This window comes from Paenibacillus sp. LK1 (assembly GCF_002750415.1).
Lineage (GTDB): Bacteria > Bacillota > Bacilli > Paenibacillales > Paenibacillaceae > Paenibacillus > Paenibacillus taichungensis.
Map to the genome: position 1 here is coordinate 178,770 of NZ_PEII01000009.1, position 17,775 is coordinate 196,544.

17 protein-coding genes are annotated in these 17,775 nt (G+C 47.7%); all 17 read left to right on the forward strand.

The window, feature by feature from the left end:
• Positions 1-25: 25 nt before the first annotated feature.
• The 17 genes from CS562_RS20510 (at position 26) to rpsN (ending at position 17,771) form a co-directional block, all read left to right on the forward strand.
• Positions 26-958 carry an ABC transporter permease gene (locus tag CS562_RS20510; RefSeq protein WP_062324145.1) on the forward strand — a complete coding sequence of 311 codons (933 nt, stop codon included), beginning with the start codon at positions 26-28 and terminating at the stop codon, positions 956-958.
• 55 nt (positions 959-1,013) lie between these two features.
• Positions 1,014-1,931 (forward strand): ABC transporter permease, encoded by a 918-nt coding sequence (locus CS562_RS20515; RefSeq protein ID WP_076290866.1) that lies wholly within the window; start codon positions 1,014-1,016, stop codon positions 1,929-1,931.
• 24 nt (positions 1,932-1,955) lie between these two features.
• On the forward strand, positions 1,956-2,504 hold the full coding sequence (ssuE, locus tag CS562_RS20520; protein WP_099858066.1) for an NADPH-dependent FMN reductase: 549 nt from the start codon (positions 1,956-1,958) through the stop codon (positions 2,502-2,504).
• 67 nt (positions 2,505-2,571) lie between these two features.
• On the forward strand, positions 2,572-3,444 hold the full coding sequence (locus CS562_RS20525; RefSeq protein ID WP_063566647.1) for a LysR family transcriptional regulator: 873 nt from the start codon (positions 2,572-2,574) through the stop codon (positions 3,442-3,444).
• 70 nt (positions 3,445-3,514) lie between these two features.
• Entirely contained in the window at positions 3,515-4,576 is a 1,062-nt protein-coding gene (locus tag CS562_RS20530) for an LLM class flavin-dependent oxidoreductase (protein ID WP_099858067.1), read from the forward strand.
• 207 nt (positions 4,577-4,783) lie between these two features.
• Positions 4,784-5,899 (forward strand): amidohydrolase, encoded by a 1,116-nt coding sequence (locus CS562_RS20535; protein WP_257219569.1) that lies wholly within the window; start codon positions 4,784-4,786, stop codon positions 5,897-5,899.
• A gap of 795 nt (positions 5,900-6,694) precedes the next feature.
• Positions 6,695-7,528 carry a histidine racemase CntK family protein gene (locus CS562_RS20545; RefSeq protein ID WP_099858068.1) on the forward strand — a complete coding sequence of 278 codons (834 nt, stop codon included), beginning with the start codon at positions 6,695-6,697 and terminating at the stop codon, positions 7,526-7,528.
• Between the two features lie 27 nt (positions 7,529-7,555).
• On the forward strand, positions 7,556-8,350 hold the full coding sequence (locus tag CS562_RS20550) for a nicotianamine synthase family protein (protein ID WP_076290862.1): 795 nt from the start codon (positions 7,556-7,558) through the stop codon (positions 8,348-8,350).
• A 30-nt stretch (positions 8,351-8,380) separates the two neighbouring features.
• Positions 8,381-9,682 carry an opine metallophore biosynthesis dehydrogenase gene (locus CS562_RS20555; RefSeq protein WP_099858069.1) on the forward strand — a complete coding sequence of 434 codons (1,302 nt, stop codon included), beginning with the start codon at positions 8,381-8,383 and terminating at the stop codon, positions 9,680-9,682.
• Between the two features lie 299 nt (positions 9,683-9,981).
• Positions 9,982-11,571: a staphylopine-dependent metal ABC transporter substrate-binding lipoprotein gene (gene cntA / locus CS562_RS20560; protein ID WP_099858142.1), complete on the forward strand. Its 1,590-nt coding sequence runs from the start codon at positions 9,982-9,984 to the stop codon at positions 11,569-11,571.
• Between the two features lie 13 nt (positions 11,572-11,584).
• A complete protein-coding gene (gene opp1B / locus CS562_RS20565) occupies positions 11,585-12,517 on the forward strand; it encodes a nickel/cobalt ABC transporter permease (protein WP_099858070.1) in 933 nt (310 codons plus the stop codon).
• Positions 12,517-13,404 carry a staphylopine uptake ABC transporter permease subunit CntC gene (gene cntC / locus CS562_RS20570; protein ID WP_099858071.1) on the forward strand — a complete coding sequence of 296 codons (888 nt, stop codon included), beginning with the start codon at positions 12,517-12,519 and terminating at the stop codon, positions 13,402-13,404. Before opp1B ends, cntC begins: the two co-directional genes overlap by 1 nt.
• Positions 13,385-14,230, forward strand: a complete 846-nt coding sequence (gene cntD, locus CS562_RS20575; protein ID WP_099858072.1) for a staphylopine uptake ABC transporter ATP-binding protein CntD — start codon at positions 13,385-13,387, stop codon at positions 14,228-14,230. Before cntC ends, cntD begins: the two co-directional genes overlap by 20 nt.
• The gene (locus CS562_RS20580; protein WP_076290857.1) at positions 14,196-14,960 is read left to right on the forward strand and encodes an ABC transporter ATP-binding protein; all 765 of its coding nucleotides are present in this window, start codon (positions 14,196-14,198) and stop codon (positions 14,958-14,960) included. The genes cntD and CS562_RS20580 overlap by 35 nt, the downstream gene beginning before the upstream one ends.
• On the forward strand, positions 14,957-16,171 hold the full coding sequence (gene cntE / locus CS562_RS20585) for a staphylopine family metallophore export MFS transporter CntE (RefSeq protein WP_099858073.1): 1,215 nt from the start codon (positions 14,957-14,959) through the stop codon (positions 16,169-16,171). Before CS562_RS20580 ends, cntE begins: the two co-directional genes overlap by 4 nt.
• Positions 16,172-16,273: 102 nt before the next feature.
• The gene (locus tag CS562_RS20590; RefSeq protein ID WP_099858074.1) at positions 16,274-17,470 is read left to right on the forward strand and encodes a GTP-binding protein; all 1,197 of its coding nucleotides are present in this window, start codon (positions 16,274-16,276) and stop codon (positions 17,468-17,470) included.
• 31 nt (positions 17,471-17,501) lie between these two features.
• On the forward strand, positions 17,502-17,771 hold the full coding sequence (gene rpsN, locus CS562_RS20595) for a 30S ribosomal protein S14 (RefSeq protein WP_076290854.1): 270 nt from the start codon (positions 17,502-17,504) through the stop codon (positions 17,769-17,771).
• The last annotated feature ends 4 nt before the right edge of the window (positions 17,772-17,775 follow it).

A 17,775-nucleotide genomic window follows, 5' to 3' on the forward strand; every position in this document is an offset into this window, starting at 1 on the left:
GCAGACAGGAAGGAGACGACCCGGTATGGTTCAAACGATACTGACAAGACTTGCTACATCGCTTCTGGTTATTTTGGGAGCTTCGGTGCTGGTGTACTGCATCATGTATCTGCTGCCGGGTGATCCGGTCCTGCTTATGCTGGACCCGTCATCGGCAACACCCGAGATGATTCAGAACCTGCGGGTTCAGCTCGGTCTGGATCAGCCGTTTTATATCCAGTTTGCCAACTATTTCGGAGACATGCTGCGTGGGGATTTCGGCAAATCCATGATTAATTCCGACCCGGTGCTGCCCAAAATTCTGGAACATTTCCCTGCCACACTGGCGCTGACCGCGCTCAGCTCAATCATTGCGATAACCATTGGCATTACGCTCGGCGTACTGTCTGCCATTCATCGTAATGGCGTGATTGATTTTATCGCCCGGCTTGTTGGATTGTTTGGCATCTCCATGCCGACCTTCTGGACCGGCATCCTGTTGATCCTGTTGTTCTCGGTTCAGCTCGGTTGGTTCCCGGCGATGGGCTCCGACGGATTCAGTTCATTGGTGCTTCCTGCTGCAACACTGGGCCTCGTCGGTGCGGGTTTCATCGTACGTATGGTGCGTAACAGCATGCTGGAAGTGGTGAACGAACCGTTTATCGTGGCATTACGAGCAAAAGGTCTTTCACAGCGGACCATCATGTACGGTCATGCGCTGCGTAATGCACTGATTCCTGCGGTGACGGTCATTGGCATGTTAATTGGTGATTTGCTTGCAGGAACCGTCGTGGTGGAGACGGTCTTCTCCAGACAGGGTATCGGCAGAATTATCGCGGATGCATTGATGGCCAAAGACCTACCTGTTGTGCAGGGCGTAGTCTTTTTCACAGCAATTATCTATGTCGTGTTGAATTTATTGGTGGATATCTCTTATGCGTACATTGATCCCAGAGTTAGGCGTGCAGTCCGAACGTGAGGACGGATGGAACAGTCTGAAACATCTGAACGCGTAGTGAGGAAGGAGGAGTCTTATGAGCATGAAACCATTGGTGGGTGACGAAAAAGGTTGGACGGCCAGAACAGGGCGTTTACGCCTCTGGAGTCGCCGTCCCCTGCGTCACCGCGTCTCATTCGCGGTATCCCGTTTATTCTTTTATGCAGCTTTGCTGGTCGTGGTGTTTACCGTCACTTGTGCAATCGTGCCGGGATGGATTGCTCCTTATGATCCAACTCAGATGATGACGGATGCCATCCTGCAGGCTCCCTCTGCTGCGCACCTGTTTGGGACCGATTATTTTGGCAGGGATATCTTCAGTGTGGTTGTGCATGGCAGCAGGGATTCACTGCTGATTGGATTTGCCTCGGTGCTGGTGGGTGGTCTTGTGGGCAGTGCCCTTGGCATTATTGCCGGCTATGCCGGAGGGGTTTTGGATACAATCACCATGCGGGCCGTTGATATTCTGATGGCTGTTCCAGGCGTGTTACTGGCATTATCCGTCGCGGCAGCGTTGGGGCCTGGACTGCTTAACATTGCACTGGCTGTTGCGGTATCCTCCATTCCGGGGTATGCACGGGTGATGCGTGGGCAGGTCATGTCCGTTAAAGGTTTGCCTTTTATTACAGCTACACGTTCACTTGGGGGCTCCAATGCCCGTATTTTCTGGAAGCACGTACTGCCTCATTCGTTGTCACCTTTGCTGGTTATGGCGACGCTGGGCGTGGGTACCTCCATTCTGACTGGCTCCGGGCTCAGCTTTCTCGGACTTGGCGTGTTGAAGGAAATTCCCGACTGGGGAGCGTTGCTCTCGCAAGGGAGAGGTTATCTGACGGTTGCCTGGTGGATCTGTACCTTCCCGGGACTGGCAATTACCATGTTTGTACTGGCGGTTAATCTGATTGGAGACGATATCCGCGATCGGCTGGACCCCAAAGTAAATGGAGCGGCTTGACCGCTATTCCAAGGAGGAATTATGATGTCACATGTCGTTATTATTGCCGGATCGCCTTCCAAACGTTCGCGTCTGACAGGCCTTACGGATTACAGCAGCAGTAAATTAAGAGAGGCAGGCATTACCGTTGAGGTGATTCATGTAGCCGACCTGCCAGCGGAAGATCTGGTGCAGGCCAAGTTCGATAGCTCATTCATTCGGGATGCGCTCGCTGTTGTTGAAGCCGCGGATGCAGTCATCGTGGCAACACCGGTATACAAAGCATCGTACTCTGGCGTGCTGAAGCTGTTCCTGGATCTGATTCCACAGGAAGGACTGCGGGGCAAGCTGGCTCTTCCATTAGTCATCGGTGGCTCGATTGCCCATCTGCTCGCCATCGATTATGCATTGAAGCCTGTTCTGGCAGCACTTGGCGGAAGACATATTCTGGGCGGAGTATATGCAGTTGATCAGGGAATTGATCGACTTGATGACGGAAAATATGTGCTTTCGGCGGACATCACTACAAGATTGGATCGTTCCCTGGAAGAATTGATATTGACTCTGGAAAAGAATGGTATTACGATATTATAAAACCAAGTAAATTCATTGGATAAATAGATATAGATAACGTCTGCGGACGTGGAATCGGGGGGCGCTTATGAATATTGAGAACATTGAAGCATTTGTATATATCAATCATTACGGAAGCTTCAATAAGGCTGCCGAGGTACTCTTTTTGTCCCAACCTTCTGTCACCGCTCGTATTCAGTCCCTTGAACGTGAACTCGGCTGCAAATTGTTTGACCGTCTTGGCAAACAGATTGTGCTCACGGAAGAGGGGAGAAAGTTCCTTCCCTACGCCCAGCAGGTACTGCAAGTGATTCAGAAGGGCAGACAGAAGATACAGCAACGCCGTACGACGCCCGATGCACTTCGACTTGGCAGTACGGTATCCGTATCCAACTATGTCATTCCCGACTTTCTGCCCAAAATCAAGGAAGCTTACCCTGAGGTGAACATCAAACTGACTACAGCGACGACGGACCAACTCGTCGCCAAGCTGCTGGGTCAGGAAATCGATCTTGCTTTTGTGCGGAAGGTTATGCACCCGGCGATCCGTACAGTTGCTTTTTATGAAGATCCAATCCAGCTATACGTGTACAAAGGCCATCCATTTATTGAACGCGGGCATGTCAGCATGGAGGCGATCAGGAATGAGCAGCTGGTCTTTTTTGAATGTGGTTCACTGGACTGGCTGCGCATACACCGGGCCTTTGACTCGCTGGAACACCCGCCGGATATTACATATCACGTTGATAATTCGGAAACGGCGAAGAAGCTGGTGAAGCAAGGAGCAGGTATTGCGTTTCTCCCAGGTCTGACAGTGCAAAAGGAAGTGCAGGATCAGGAGTTGTTCCCTATTCAGGTACATGAGGTTGCAGGTGTATCGTTGCAGATCAGCGTCGTTACGTTAAAAGAAGAACATTCGCCTTTTGCAGAGCCTTTTGGGGAACTGTTGCGGCAGCTATAGATAGAGTCATTATGGAAGCCAGGAAGGGTTTATTCAGTCAGGTTCGGCATGATCGAAGGAGGAGAATAGGATGGGTATTCGTGTTGGCATATTGGATCAAACCCCGATCTATGAAGGGGAGACGCCGATTGATGCTTTTCGGCATACGATTGAATTGGTTCAGCGGGCTGAACAGCTTGGATTTCATCGTTTCTGGGTATCGGAACATCATGATTCAGGTCATGTTGCCGGCTCCTCACCGGAAGTACTCATTTCCCACTTGCTGGCGCATACAGAGCGGATTCGTCTCGGTTCTGGCGGGGTGATGCTGCAACATTATAGTCCTTACAAAGTGGCCGAGAACTTCAATGTGCTTTCTGCGCTTGGTCCGGGGAGAATTGATCTGGGTATTGGACGTGCACCGGGAGGATTGCCCCGCTCCACGCAGGCACTACAGCAAGGGATTCAGGAGGCCGCTTCACTGAAGGAGAAAATTAATCAGGTAAAGCAGTTCATCCATAATGAACCGCATGAAGATGAAACACATCCTTTGGCCGGCTTAAGCGCTGCACCGGTATCCGAAAATCCTGCCGAGCTATACGTGCTTGGAGCAAGTATCGATAGCGCAGGCATGGCGGCAGAATTGGGACTGCCTTATGTATTTTCATTGTTTATTAATAGCAATACGGAGGTTGCTCTGGAGGCTCTGCGAACTTACAGGGAACAATTCGACCGCTCACTTGGACGGGAGCCATATGCCATCCTCGCTATATCACTGATTGTGGCGGAGAGTGCGGAAGAAGCCGAAGGACTGGCAAGTGAACATATGCTAGTCAAGATCCATCTGGAGAATGGCAAGGTATTGACGGTTGGTTCCGTTGAGCAGGCGGAAGAATTCGGACGGCAATCGAACGAGAAGTATCGGATCGAGATTCTGGAGCCAAGTGTGACGAGAGGTACGAAGGAAACGGTTGGTTCGGCTCTGGTGAAATTCCAGCAGGATTTTGCCGTGGATGAACTGATTGTTACCACAGCCACACGTGATTTTGCCAAACGCATTCGTTCATTTGAATTATTGCGTGAGGCGCTGGATGAGCAGGGACTGGGCGAATTTGCACATGAGTCGACACCTGCGCAAGCGGTGATCGGTTAGGCATATATATGATATAGAGCATACCTGTTGAAGTGACCCGTGTATTATATTAACCCATCTTACATGGCACATACGATGATAAAAGGAGGCAATATCGTGAGCAGTGATCTGAAACAGCCTGAGCAACAGGCAGAGCAAGAAGAACAGAGCCGCAAGCAGGAACTTTACGTTGGGCAGGATGAAGAATTCGCAGAGCACTTAACCGCGATTCGGCGACATTTGCATCGTAACCCCGAGCTATCCGGAGAGGAACGGGAAACGACAGAAGCCATTCGGGGCTGGCTGGTGGAGGAAGGGGTACGAATTGCAGATGAATATTCGCTGCGAACGGGCCTTATCGCTGAAATTGGGCAGGGCAATGGCCCGGTAGTGGCATTACGCGCAGATATTGATGCCCTGCCGATCCAGGAAGAAACGAAGCTGGAGTATGCCTCGCAAATCGCTGGCCGAATGCACGCCTGTGGTCATGATGCACACACCGCCATTCTGATCGGTGCTGCACGATTGTTGAAACAGCGAGAGTCCCGGCTGCCGGGCAAAGTTCGTTTGATTTTCCAGCCTTCGGAGGAGAAGGCGACGGGGGCACGGCAGGTTATTCAGAGCGGAGCGCTATCCGAAGTTCAGTCTATTTTTGGATTGCATAACAAACCGGATCTGCAGGTCGGTACGGTAGGTATTCGTGAAGGAGCGCTGCTCGCAGCGGCAGATGGTTTTGTGGTTAAAGTGGAGGGTGTCGGAACCCATGCGGCAGTGCCGGAAGCGGGCATTGACCCGATTGTGGTGGCATCTCATATTGTGACTGCATTACAGGCCATCGTGAGTCGTAATGTTGGAGCACAGGAGAGTGCCGTGATCAGTGTGACCAAAATTAACAGCGGCACCGCCTGGAACGTTATTCCGGAAGAAGCCATATTGGACGGCACCGTGCGTACCTTTGACGAGAAGGTGCGCGCCCGGATTCGCGAACGTTTCAACCAGGTGGTTGCCGGTGTCGCAGCAGCCTATGGTACACGGGCTACCGTGCGCTGGATTCAGGGACCACCTGCCGTAGTCAATGATGCCTCATTGGCTGCTGCGGCTGAGCAGGTCGCGAGTGAGGTTGGGTTGAACAGTATTCGACCGATCCCTTCCCCGGCTGGCGAAGATTTTTCCTTTTACCAAAAGGAGGTTCCGGGACTGTTCCTCTTCCTCGGAACGTCAGGTCCGCACGAATGGCATCATCCTGCATTCGATGTGGACGAACGGGCACTGCCGCTTGGCGCACATCTTCTGGCAGCGCTGGCTGAAGAGTCACTGCAGAAGTTGCAGTCCAACGGAGGATAAGCGATAACTGCTACGTAAATGCGCGAATAATGATTAATTAATAAGATAATATGCTAATACAATAGCGAATGGACGCAAAAAACGGTGACCTCAATCAGGTGGCCGTTTTTTGCTGTTTCCGTTTTTTTAATTTCAGTATGAAATGAACATGACCTATCTCTTTGTTGCACAAGATCTTCAGGCCGTGGCGAATCGGTGTGATCGGGTACTTTTTCTGTATCGGGGAACGATCGTGGAGGAGCTTGAACGGAATTGTCTCTCGGACGCAAAGAATGAATATGCAAAAGCATTGCTGGCATCCGTTATACCTTTTAATCGTCACTGATGTATCTCTAATTGCAAACGTTGGGCTAAATTGAGTTGACGCAAATACGTCAGATCCCTTCCCGTTTACGCATGAAATTACAGTCACAATGCTCACTTTTTGATATGGAAATATTTGTTGACGCTCCCAAGTGGGATGTGCTATATTTTTCTCGACTGTTAATCGTAATTATTACTATTAAAATTATTTTTATTAATTATCTACACATTTACATGAACGTAGAGGACAGAAAAAACCTGAAGAAGCGGAGCTAAAAGCTTTCTGAAAGAAAGCAGCATCGCAAGCATACACCTCGCCTTTATCCCCGGATTTTCCCCTTTGAAAAAGGGAATCAAAAAAATCTGGGGATAACAGCGATCGGAAGGTTGTTCTGTCATCGGAGTGGCAAGTGTAAATCTTCTTAATTTCAATTTATATAGCTAAGTGAGCTCAGGCTTAATTCCATCATAAGAATAGGAGTAGCGGCTGCGATGAAACAGGAGATTGATTTTATCAAGTTTAATCCCACGCAAAATATGACGGTTCTGGTGAAGACGAATCATCCAGCTGAGACATATTCACACATCGCCGCCCAAATTATGTCCTATGACAACGTATACGCTGAACAAGTGGGGTTTATTGGCGGATCGGATAAACCGGAGGCGGCTGCCCATTTGGAAATGGCCGGTGGAGAGTTCTGCGGGAATGCTTGCATGGCCTTGGCTGCGTATATCGCGTCCGAGAACGAGTTGAAATCCACCGATTTCACAGAAATCATCTTGGAAGTTTCCGGGACAGATCGATTAATCAGATGTCAGGTGAAGCAGCAGCAGAATGAATATTTTTGCCAAGTCACGATGCCCATACCTGAGCAGATTGAACAACGAACCGTAAAGTATGAGGGAATCGATATGGATATGGTGATCGTGCGGTATCGGGAGTTCATCCATATCGTCGTCGAAGTGGAAGCGTTTGATGAAACGATGAGAAAGAGGGCACAAGCGCTGGCGCGATTATTAGGCTTAACCTTGGGAGATAAGCTGATTGGCATTTTATTATACAACTCCCAATCGGAGGAGCTGGCACCGCTCATATTTGTCCCACAGCTGGATAGTCTGATCTGGGAAAGGGGGTGCGGTTCAGGTACAGCCTCGGTGGGAGCCTATCTGGCATGGAGCAGGCAAAAGGAAATCGTTCAGCATATCAAGCAGCCTGGTGGTGCGATTAAAGTGATGGCTGAGTGGAATGGAGCAGAGCTTGAACGAATTACGATCGAAGGATCGGTTGGAATCGTGGCCCAGGGCAAAGCATTTATAGATGCATGATTATGACGAGTTAGAGGAGGAAAAGGAATGGAGACATTGATTGATTTTCAAACATGCTTGAGTGAATTTTCTGAGAAATTCGATGAGTTGGCAGGCAGATATGATCATACGGTTCAGCATAGCTCAGAGCTGGAGGCTTTAATTGATGACTATTCCACGTTTATAACGGACAAGCAAAATGAACGAATCTGGGAACAACTCGCTCAAGAGGAATCAGGTAGCATGCACCAGCTGGTCCTTGATCTGCGAGATAAATCTGCACGGTGTGTGGCGGTCATGGAGAAATATCGGGCATTGAAGCTGCAAGACGGAGATGTGGAAATCGCGGATTATTTCAGAAATATAGAAGAATGTATTGAAAAAGAGTTTGGCAGCTTTCATGTCACCTCGGACTCCAAAGTGCTGCTGGTAGGCTCGGGGTCATTTCCCATGACACCTTTGTTTATTGCCAAGCGAACAGGGGCAGAGGTGGTTGGCATCGATATTGATGCAGAAGCTATTACACTCGGGCAGCAGGTTGTGGAGAAGCTGGGTGCGGGCTTGAACATCCATTTGGAGCAAACATTGGTGCAGGACCTTGCTTTTACGAGAAAAGCAACACATATCATTTTCAGTTCCACGGTTGCCAATAAATATGATCTGCTCGATCAATTGCACGCATTGACGAATGATCATGTGGTGGTGGCGATGAGATACGGTAACCAGTTAAAGTCATTGTTTAACTATCCACTGAGAGAAACCGACAGCAGCAAGTGGAAAATGGTCGACAATATTCTGCGTCCGGATGATGTGTTCGATATTGCATTATACCAAAAAGCATAGCTCGCTAGAGCTTGGGAAAGAGAGGTCCATATGAGCGGATTTCAACGAGTACTGTTGCTCGGAACAGGCCCTGCATCCATTCAGCTGGCAGTATCGCTCAAAAAGCAATTCAGCTGCACCATAGGTATAGCGGGAAGAGAATCGGTGCGTTCAGCATCTTTTTATGAAGCAGTTCGGCAAAGTGACGGATTCATTGCAACAAGCATTCAGAATGAAAAGCATCGACCGTTGGCAGGTGAATGCTTCGTCGATCAGGTGTTTAAGGGATATGAGACCATTGAAGGCGAATGGGATACGCTCATTTTCGCTGTGACAACAGATGCTTATATCGATGTATTGAAGCAAATGAAGAATAACTTCATCAAACAAGTAAAATACATTATTTTGGTTTCTCCAACCTTTGGCTCCAACCTGCTGGTAAGCCATTATATGAAGCAGCTGTATGCGGATACGGAAGTGATCAGCTTCTCTACCTATTTGGGGGATACCCGATGGATGACTGACCAACCGTCCAACCATGTCATTACAACTGGAGTCAAGAAAAAGGTCTATATCGGTTCTACTTCATCTCCTTCTGAACATGTGGACGGACTTTGTAGGATGTACGAGCAATTGGGCATTGCGCTGGAAGTTATGCCATCTGCACTCGAGGCGGAAACAAGAAATATTTCTTTATATGTGCACCCGCCATTATTCATGAATGACTTTTCATTGGACGCTATCTTCGGAGCGTCAGACACTCGGAAATATGTATATAAAATCTACCCCGAAGGTCCTGTAACCCAATATTTGATTCGGGACATGCGGACACAGTGGAACGAAATGATGAAAATCACGGATAGGCTCCGTATCCAGGGTGTTAATCTGCTTCAATTCATGACGGATGATAATTATCCGGTACGTTTGGAGAGTTTATCACGTCACGATATAGAGAATTTCAATCAGTTGCAGGACATTCATCAAGAGTACTTATTATACATACGGTACACCTCGTTGTTGATTGATCCCTTTTCGGAGCCCAACCCGGAGGGCAAGTATTTTGACTTTTCGGCTGTTCCCTTCAGGAAGATATTTGTCAATCAGGATGGAGCGTTGGACATTCCCAGAATGCCCAAGGAGGATTATTATCGCATCAAAATCATTCAGGGCATTGCGAGACATTTACAGGTAAGCTGCCCAACCATCGATTCGTTTATTGAAACTTATGAGGCGAAGATTCAAGAAGTCGCTCGCGCTCACCCGGATCAGGATCTATCCGAAGCATTTGTTGTTCAAACCTTCAATGAAGACATTCGGATGATCTGCACAGGGCTGGCGAACAGCACGGTTTAATTACATCTCAATCTATACAAGTGAACCTGAATTTTACATCATAACGGAGAGTGCAGAACCAATCTGAAGAAGCGAAGCTCCAAGCTTTCTGAAAGAAAGCTGCATCGGAAGCCTACGCTGCGCCTTTATCCCCAGATTTCTCCTTTTATATAAGGGAATCAAAAAAATCTGGGGATAAGAGCGATCGGAAGATGGTACTGCAATCGGAGTAGCACGATGTAACATTTTTGAAGTGAACTTATATATATCTTTCATGATCAGGAGGAAATGTTGTGAAAAAGGGTAGTGCTTTAGGTTTAATGTTGCTGTTATTGTCTGTCATTACCGCGCTCGCAGGATGTGGGCAGGATGGGGGAACAACAACGGAGTCAGCGAAAAGCGAGGTAAAGTCTGAACTCATTTATGCATCCGCTAAGGATATTAATGATATGAATCCTCATTTATACACCGGTTCCATGCCCGCACAAGGGATGGTTTACGAATCCTTGGTTGAAAACACGGTCGATGGAATCAAGCCATTACTGGCAGAGTCATGGGATATTGCCGAAGACGGGAAAACGTATACGTTCCATTTGCGACAGGGTGTGAAATTCCATGATGGTGAACCGTTTAACGCAGAGGCGGTCAAACAAAATATTGATGCGGTTCAGGCGAATGCTGAAAAACATGCCTGGATTAAGCTCTCCACCAAAATCGTAAGTACAAAAGTCATGGATGAATACACATTTGAACTGGTGCTTTCCGAGCCCTATTATCCAGCTCTGGTGGAGCTGTCCATGACCAGACCGTATGTATTTATATCACCCAAAGATTTTACGAATGGTGGCACAAAGGATGGGATAAGCGGCTATCACGGCACAGGGCCCTACAAGCTGACAGGACATAAAATCGATGAGAATGCGACATTTGAAGCCAATGAAGAATACTGGGGCGGCGCACCTATGATCCATAAAATCACGTCCAAGGTTCTCCCAGCAGGCGAAACGACATTACTGGCATTACAGAAGGGCGAAATCAACTTTATATTCACCGATGATCGGGGTGCGGACAGCATTGATGTTGAAGCCATGAATCAGTTGGCTGACTCGGGTGATTTTCAAGTGGTCCGAAGTGAAGCGATGAATACAAATATGATCGTAGCCAATAGCAGCAAAGTGGATAACCCTGTCCACGAAACGGCTGTTCGTGAAGCGATATGGGTTGCCATTGATCGGGAAACGATTAGCAACGACATTTTTAACGGAACCCAGACCGTAGCGGACACCTTATTCTCTTCAAACGTTAACTATGCCCATGTTGAATTGAAGAAGCGAGAGTATAATCCCGAGAAGGCAAAAGAGATTTTGGAGAAGGCAGGATGGACATTAGCAGAGGGCAAGGCTGTGAGAGCAAAGAACGGCCAGCAACTAGCTCTGACATTGTATTATGACAGCAATTCATCTTCGCAAAAAACACAGGCAGAATTGATCCAGCATGCCTTAAAAGGATTGGGCATTCAGCTGGAGATTGTCGGTGAGGAATCCACTTCCATTGCGAACAGAAGGGCAACCGGGGAATATGATCTGCTGTTCAATCAAACCTGGGGACTGGCGTACGATCCACAGAGCACCATCTCTGCGTTTACTTCGGATTCCGCCTATAAACACACAACAAGCGGCATAGCCCAGGCGGATGAACTATATAACAAAATTGATGAAGTCATGGTCTCTACAGATGAGGAATCCCGCCAATCCCTGTACGCCGACATTATGAAAATGGTTCATGATGAAGCGGTGTTTATTCCGATTACCAATGGGCGGGTTACTGTCGTGGCTCCCAAAAATCTGGACGGAATCACATTCAAACAGACTCAATATGAATTGCCATTTGAGCAAATGAAATTTAAATAGAGCGGGGATGGATATGGGAAGTTATATAGTCAAACGGATATTGCTCGCCATACCTCTGCTGTTCGTCATTTCATTGATAACGTTTGTTCTCATTAACCTTTCGCCCCTGGATCCCGCCGTAGTTGTATTACAGGCACAGGAGGTTCCTCAGATCACGGATGAATTAATCGCCCAAACGAATGAAGCATTGGGGTTCGATAAACCATTCGTCATTCAGTATGTGAATTGGTTGATTGCCTGTATGAAGTTTGATTTTGGTAGCTCGTATGTATCCGGTGAACCGGTGTGGTCCTTGGTTGGTCCAGCATTCCTGAACACATTAAAATTAACGCTGGTATCATCGGTGTTCATTATTGGATTCTCCATCCTGTTGGGTGTGATCTGTGCCATGAGAGAAGGGAAAGCCGTCGATAAATCGGTCAGAGGCCTCTCATTTGTCCTGACCGCAATGCCATCTTATTGGCTCGCAGCCATCATGATCTGGACTTTTTCCGTCAAGCTGGACTTGTTGCCTACGAGCGGAATGGATTCGTTGAAGAGTTATATTCTGCCAGTGGTTGTGATTACGGTGAGTTATACAGGTATTTATTTTAGAACGGTCCGGAGTTCGATGCTAAGCAACATGAATGAGGATTACGTGCTCTATGGAAGGGCAAGCGGCTTAAGTGAGCGGAAGGTGACCCTGCATATTTTACGTAATTCGCTGCAAGTAGCGGTATCCATATTTTGCATGGCGATCCCCATTGTGCTCGGCAGCACGGTTGTGATTGAAAATGTGTTTGCTTGGCCGGGACTCGGAAGATTAAGCGTGCGGTCCATCCTCAATCGGGATTTCCCGATTATTCAGGCGTATGTTCTTATTTTGGCCGTAACCTTTGTGCTGTTTAATACGATTTCTGACGTGATCAATGCGGCGATGAATCCCCGATTAAGAAAGGATCTCTGATGCGATTATTAAAAAATTTGAGCAAAGACAAGCTTGCGATGACATCGCTTGTTGTTATTGTGATCATTGTTGCTATGGGCATATTTGCCCCATTGTGCGCACCCCATGACCCGGAGGAAGTAAATATGAAACTTCGATATGCTACCTCCTCCTGGAGTTATTGGTTAGGAAATGATCATTTGGGCAGATGTGTGTTATCCAGACTCATTTATGGAATTCGTCCCAGTGTTCTATGGGTTTTGGTTGCTTTGATGATATCTGTTCTTGTCGGAGCTGTCGTCGGATTTATCGCAGGGTACTTCAAGGGGAAGACAGATGCCTGGATCATGAGACTTTGTGATATCATGCTGTCTTTCCCGGGATACGTCATGACACTGGCGGTGGTTGGTATTTTAGGTGCGGGACTTGAACATATTCTGATTGCGTTTGTGGTCATGAAATGGGCGTGGTTTGCCCGCGTCATTCGAACCTCCGTGATGCAGTTCTCCGAAATGGAATATGTGAAATTCGCCAAAGCCTCTGGCATTGGCAACTTTAGAATTATTACCAAACATATTGTTCCGGTTACATTTGCCGATGTTGCGGTGATTGCCAGTGGTTCCATGTGTTCGATGATGCTGCAGATCTCAGGACTTTCTTTTCTGGGTTTGGGAATCCAGGCCCCTCATGCCGAATGGGGGATGATGTTGAATGAGACAAGGGAAGTCATGTTCTCCAGACCGGAGTTAATGCTGGCACCTGGACTAGCCATCGTGATTGTGGTGTCGGCCTTTAATTTTTTATCGGATGCACTTCAGGTCGCGTTGGACCCCAAATTAATGACTTCCGAAGGTAAGCTTCGTAAAAAAGAGGTGGGAAAAGTCGTTTATGAATATAGTAGAGGTTAAACATTTGAAGATCTGGGACGCCAATACGGACAAGGTCATTATTCATAACAGTTCATTTCAGGTCAAACAGGGAAGCTGTCTGGCCATTGTCGGAGAAAGCGGAAGTGGTAAGTCCGTCACATGCAGGTCTATTATGCGTTTGAATAAACCCTGGATTCGCCAGTCCGGAACAATTCTCTTCAAAGGTGAGGACGTGAACCAGCTTTCTGAACAAGAGATGAGACGAAGAAGAGGAAAAAACCTGTGCATGATTCTGCAAAATGGCATGAGCGCATTTGACCCTTCTTGTGTAATCGGTGTGCAGATCCGGGAGACGCTACAGACGCATTTCGACTGGAATAACAAAGAAAGCGAACGGAAGATCATTAGCGCCATGGAAAGTGTCATGTTAAAGCATCCGCAAGAAATCCTGAATCAATATCCACATCAGCTATCAGGTGGCATGTTGCAGCGCATTATGATTGCATTGGCACTTGTGTTGGAGCCGGATCTGATCATTGCGGATGAACCCACAACGGCATTGGATACGATCTCTCAATATGAGGTGGTTGAACAATTGATTAAATTACGCGAACGAATGGGTTGTTCCATGTTGTTTATATCCCATGACCTCGGTGTGGTCCAGAAGATTGCAGATGAAGTGATGGTCATGAAAGACGGTGCCATTGTCGAAAGTGGGCCTATTCGGTCTGTTTTTAAGAAGCCGAAGCATGCCTATACTCAATATTTGGTTTCCACCCGGTTGGAGTTGAGCAATCATTTCAGGAAATTGATGCAGGGAGGGGATGCAGATGCTCAAGGTGGATGGGATCGAAAGGTCCTATAAACAAGGCGGATTATTCTCCAAACAAAGACAGAAGATATTGAAAAAAGTTGCATTTGAATGCCAGCATGGCGAATGTCTCGGCATCATCGGCGAAAGTGGGAGTGGCAAGTCTACGCTGGGACGTTTGATTCTGGGCATCGAGAAGCCTGATCGCGGGCGTATTTTATTTGAGGGGAAAAACGTGAATGATCGCCGCGTGAGAAGGGGAAGCATCAGTGCCGTATTTCAAAATTATACGTCCTCCATTAATCCATTTCTCACGGTGGAGGAAGCCATTATGGAGCCTTTGAAAGCTCATAAAAAAGTGGAAGCGGATATGCAAAGCAGGGTGGATACATTGTTGCATCAAGTGGGATTAGACTCGTCCTACAGGCTCAAATATCCGCATGAATTATCCGGTGGAGAGGCTCAGAGAGTATGTATTGCGAGAGCCATATCTACTGAACCCCGATGCATTGTATTTGATGAAGCGATCAGTTCTCTGGACGTGTCTGTGCAGATTCAGGTGCTGCGATTGTTAAAAGAATTGAAGCAATTCTATCAGATGAGCTACGTTTTCATTACGCATGATATTCAGGCGGCAGCCTATATTTGCGACAGAGTTATTATTTTCAGGGATGGTCAGATTGAGGAAATGGTGCCTATTGAGCAGCTGAAGGATGTTCAGTCCGATTATGCCAGGAGATTATTAACCTATTTAATTACGTTTCAGGAGGAGGACCAGGGATGAGTGGAGCGATGTCATGGCCGTTTCTGCGTTTGTACATCCTGGTTCTTCTGTATTTTAGTGCAAATGCAATTCTTAATGTCATTATTCCTTTACAGGGTGAATCCTTGGGGGCGAGTAGTACAACCATCGGGCTGATTATGGGTGCCTATATGTTCACGACCATGTTTTTCAGGCCATGGGCAGGTCATATCATTCAAAAGCGCGGACCAATCAAAGTACTTCGTTTTATTCTGATTATTAATGGTTTTGCCCTTGTTCTATACACGTTTACAGGGCTTGGAGGTTATCTGGTTGCTCGTATTTTACAGGGGGTATCCACTGCTTTCTTTTCCATGGCGCTGCAGATTGGCATTATTGATGCCCTGCCGGAGAAAGACCGTTCTCAGGGCATATCCTATTATTCGTTGTTCAGTTATATTCCAGGCATTGTGGGACCTGTCTTGGCGCTAGGGATCTGGCAGACAGGCGGCATGGACTATTTTACAGTCGTTCTGATCGGTATTGCTATCTGTACAGGCGTCTTCGGGTATACCGCCAAAATGGACAAGAGCAATGAGCAACATCCTGTTGAGAATTCATCGGTGCAGAACGTAAGCATGTTTGAATCCTTCCGTCAGTTGGTACAAAATCCATTCTTGTTTAGATGCAGTGTACTGATGCTAAGTGCTTCCGTTGTATTTGGTGCCATCACGACCTTTATTCCCCTGTACACCAGTCAATTGCCAAGCGGCAATGCGGGTGTCTATCTGATGCTTCAGGCAGGAACTGTTGTGATCGCCCGGATGTTGTTACGTAAAAAAATCCCCTCCGATGGCAAATGGCATGCACCTTTTATCATGGGAACGATGCTGCTGTTGGCAATAGCCGCACTATGTGTAAGCTGGGCAATCACAGGAGGAGCTGCCCTTTTGTATGTGGGGGCCATCTTGATGGGTATCGCTCAATCCATTCTCTATCCAACGTTAACTACCTATTTATCCTTTGTGCTACCGCAGTTGAATCGGAATGTGTTAATCGGTTTATTCATAGCGACAGCAGATCTAGGCGTATCTCTGGGTGGTGTGTTGATGGGACCGCTCGCTGATCTATCCTCCTATTCGTTTATGTACATGATTTGTGCTATCTTAGGGGCGGTAATGATAGCTTTTGCCTATGAACGAAGAAAACCAGTCACAGATGTGTCTGTGATCGCACGAGAAAAGCAAAAATGATTTGACAACATCCTTCAACAGGATTATAGTCATTGTTGTTAATCGTAATAATTACTATTAAGGTCAGAGTTATACGGACCACACCATAAGGAGTAGATACACATGACACAAAAGCGGGTTCCGGTAACTGTTCTTAGCGGTTACCTCGGTTCAGGTAAAACAACCGTTCTTAATCACGTACTGCACAACCGCCAGGGGCTCAAGGTCGCCGTCATCGTTAATGACATGAGCGAGGTCAACATCGATGCCGCTCTGGTGAAGGGTGAGGCGACATTGTCGCGCACCGAAGAAAAGCTGGTGGAGCTGTCCAATGGCTGCATCTGTTGCACTTTGCGGGATGATCTGCTGCAGGAGATTGAGAAGCTGGTGAATGAAGGCAGGTTTGATTATATCCTGATTGAATCCTCAGGCATCAGTGAACCTGTTCCGGTAGCGCAGACCTTTACATATGCCGACGAGGAATCGGGTATTGATCTGACAAGTCTGGCGAAGCTGGATTGTCTGGTAACCGTCGTGGATGCGCATCGATTCTGGCATGATTTTGCCTCAGGGCAGAGCCTGCTGGATCGGAACCAGGCCACAGGTGAGGAAGATACCCGCGATGTTGTGGACCTGCTGATTGATCAGATTGAGACTTGTGATGTTCTGCTGCTGAACAAATGTGATCTGGTCGATGACGTGGAGCTGAACAAGCTTGAAGGTGTCATCCGCAAACTTCAGCCTAACGCCAAAATCATTCGGATTGTGAACGGTCAAGTCAACCCGTCTGAAATTTTGAATACAGGTCTCTTCAACTTCGAGAAAGCAAGCATGTCCGCCGGGTGGATTCAGGAACTGGAGAAGGAATCACATACACCGGAGACCGAGGAATACGGTATTGGTTCCTTCGTGTATCGTCGTCGGAAACCATTTCATCCTTCTCGTCTAGCTGAATTCATGAGCTACTGGCCGGAAGAAGTGGTGCGTGCCAAAGGGCTGGTCTGGCTCGCGGCTGAAGGAGATGTGGCTGCAAGTCTGAGTCAGGCGGGATCGTCGATTCAGTTTGGCCCCGCAGGACATTGGGTTGCGGCTTTACCGGAAGCGGACAAGGAAGAAATTTTGCGTACAGAGCCAGATGTACTGGAGAAATGGGATGCGCAGTGGGGAGACCGTCAGACTGAGCTGGTCATGATCGGGATTGAAATGGAGCGCACCATTATTGAAGATGAACTCGACCAATGCCTGCTCAGTGATGAAGAAATGCAGGCCGACTGGGGGCATTTTGACAATCCCCTGCCTTGGCCAGTTGAAGTCGTATAGAAATTTAACTCATACAAAGGAGCTGTAATCCATGGCCAAAAAATCAAAAGTGGTACGTGAGAAACAACGTCAGGCAATCGTAGCCAAATATGCAGAGCTGCGCCGGGAACTGAAAGAAAAAGGGGATTATGAAGCACTGCAGAAACTGCCGCGCAATGCTTCGCCGACCCGATTGAAAAATCGGTGTGAACTGACAGGCCGCCCAAGAGGATATTTGCGCAAGTACAAGGTATCGCGGATTGTGTTCCGTGAGCTGGCTCATCAAGGGCAAATTCCGGGTGTCACGAAGTCAAGCTGGTAAGCCC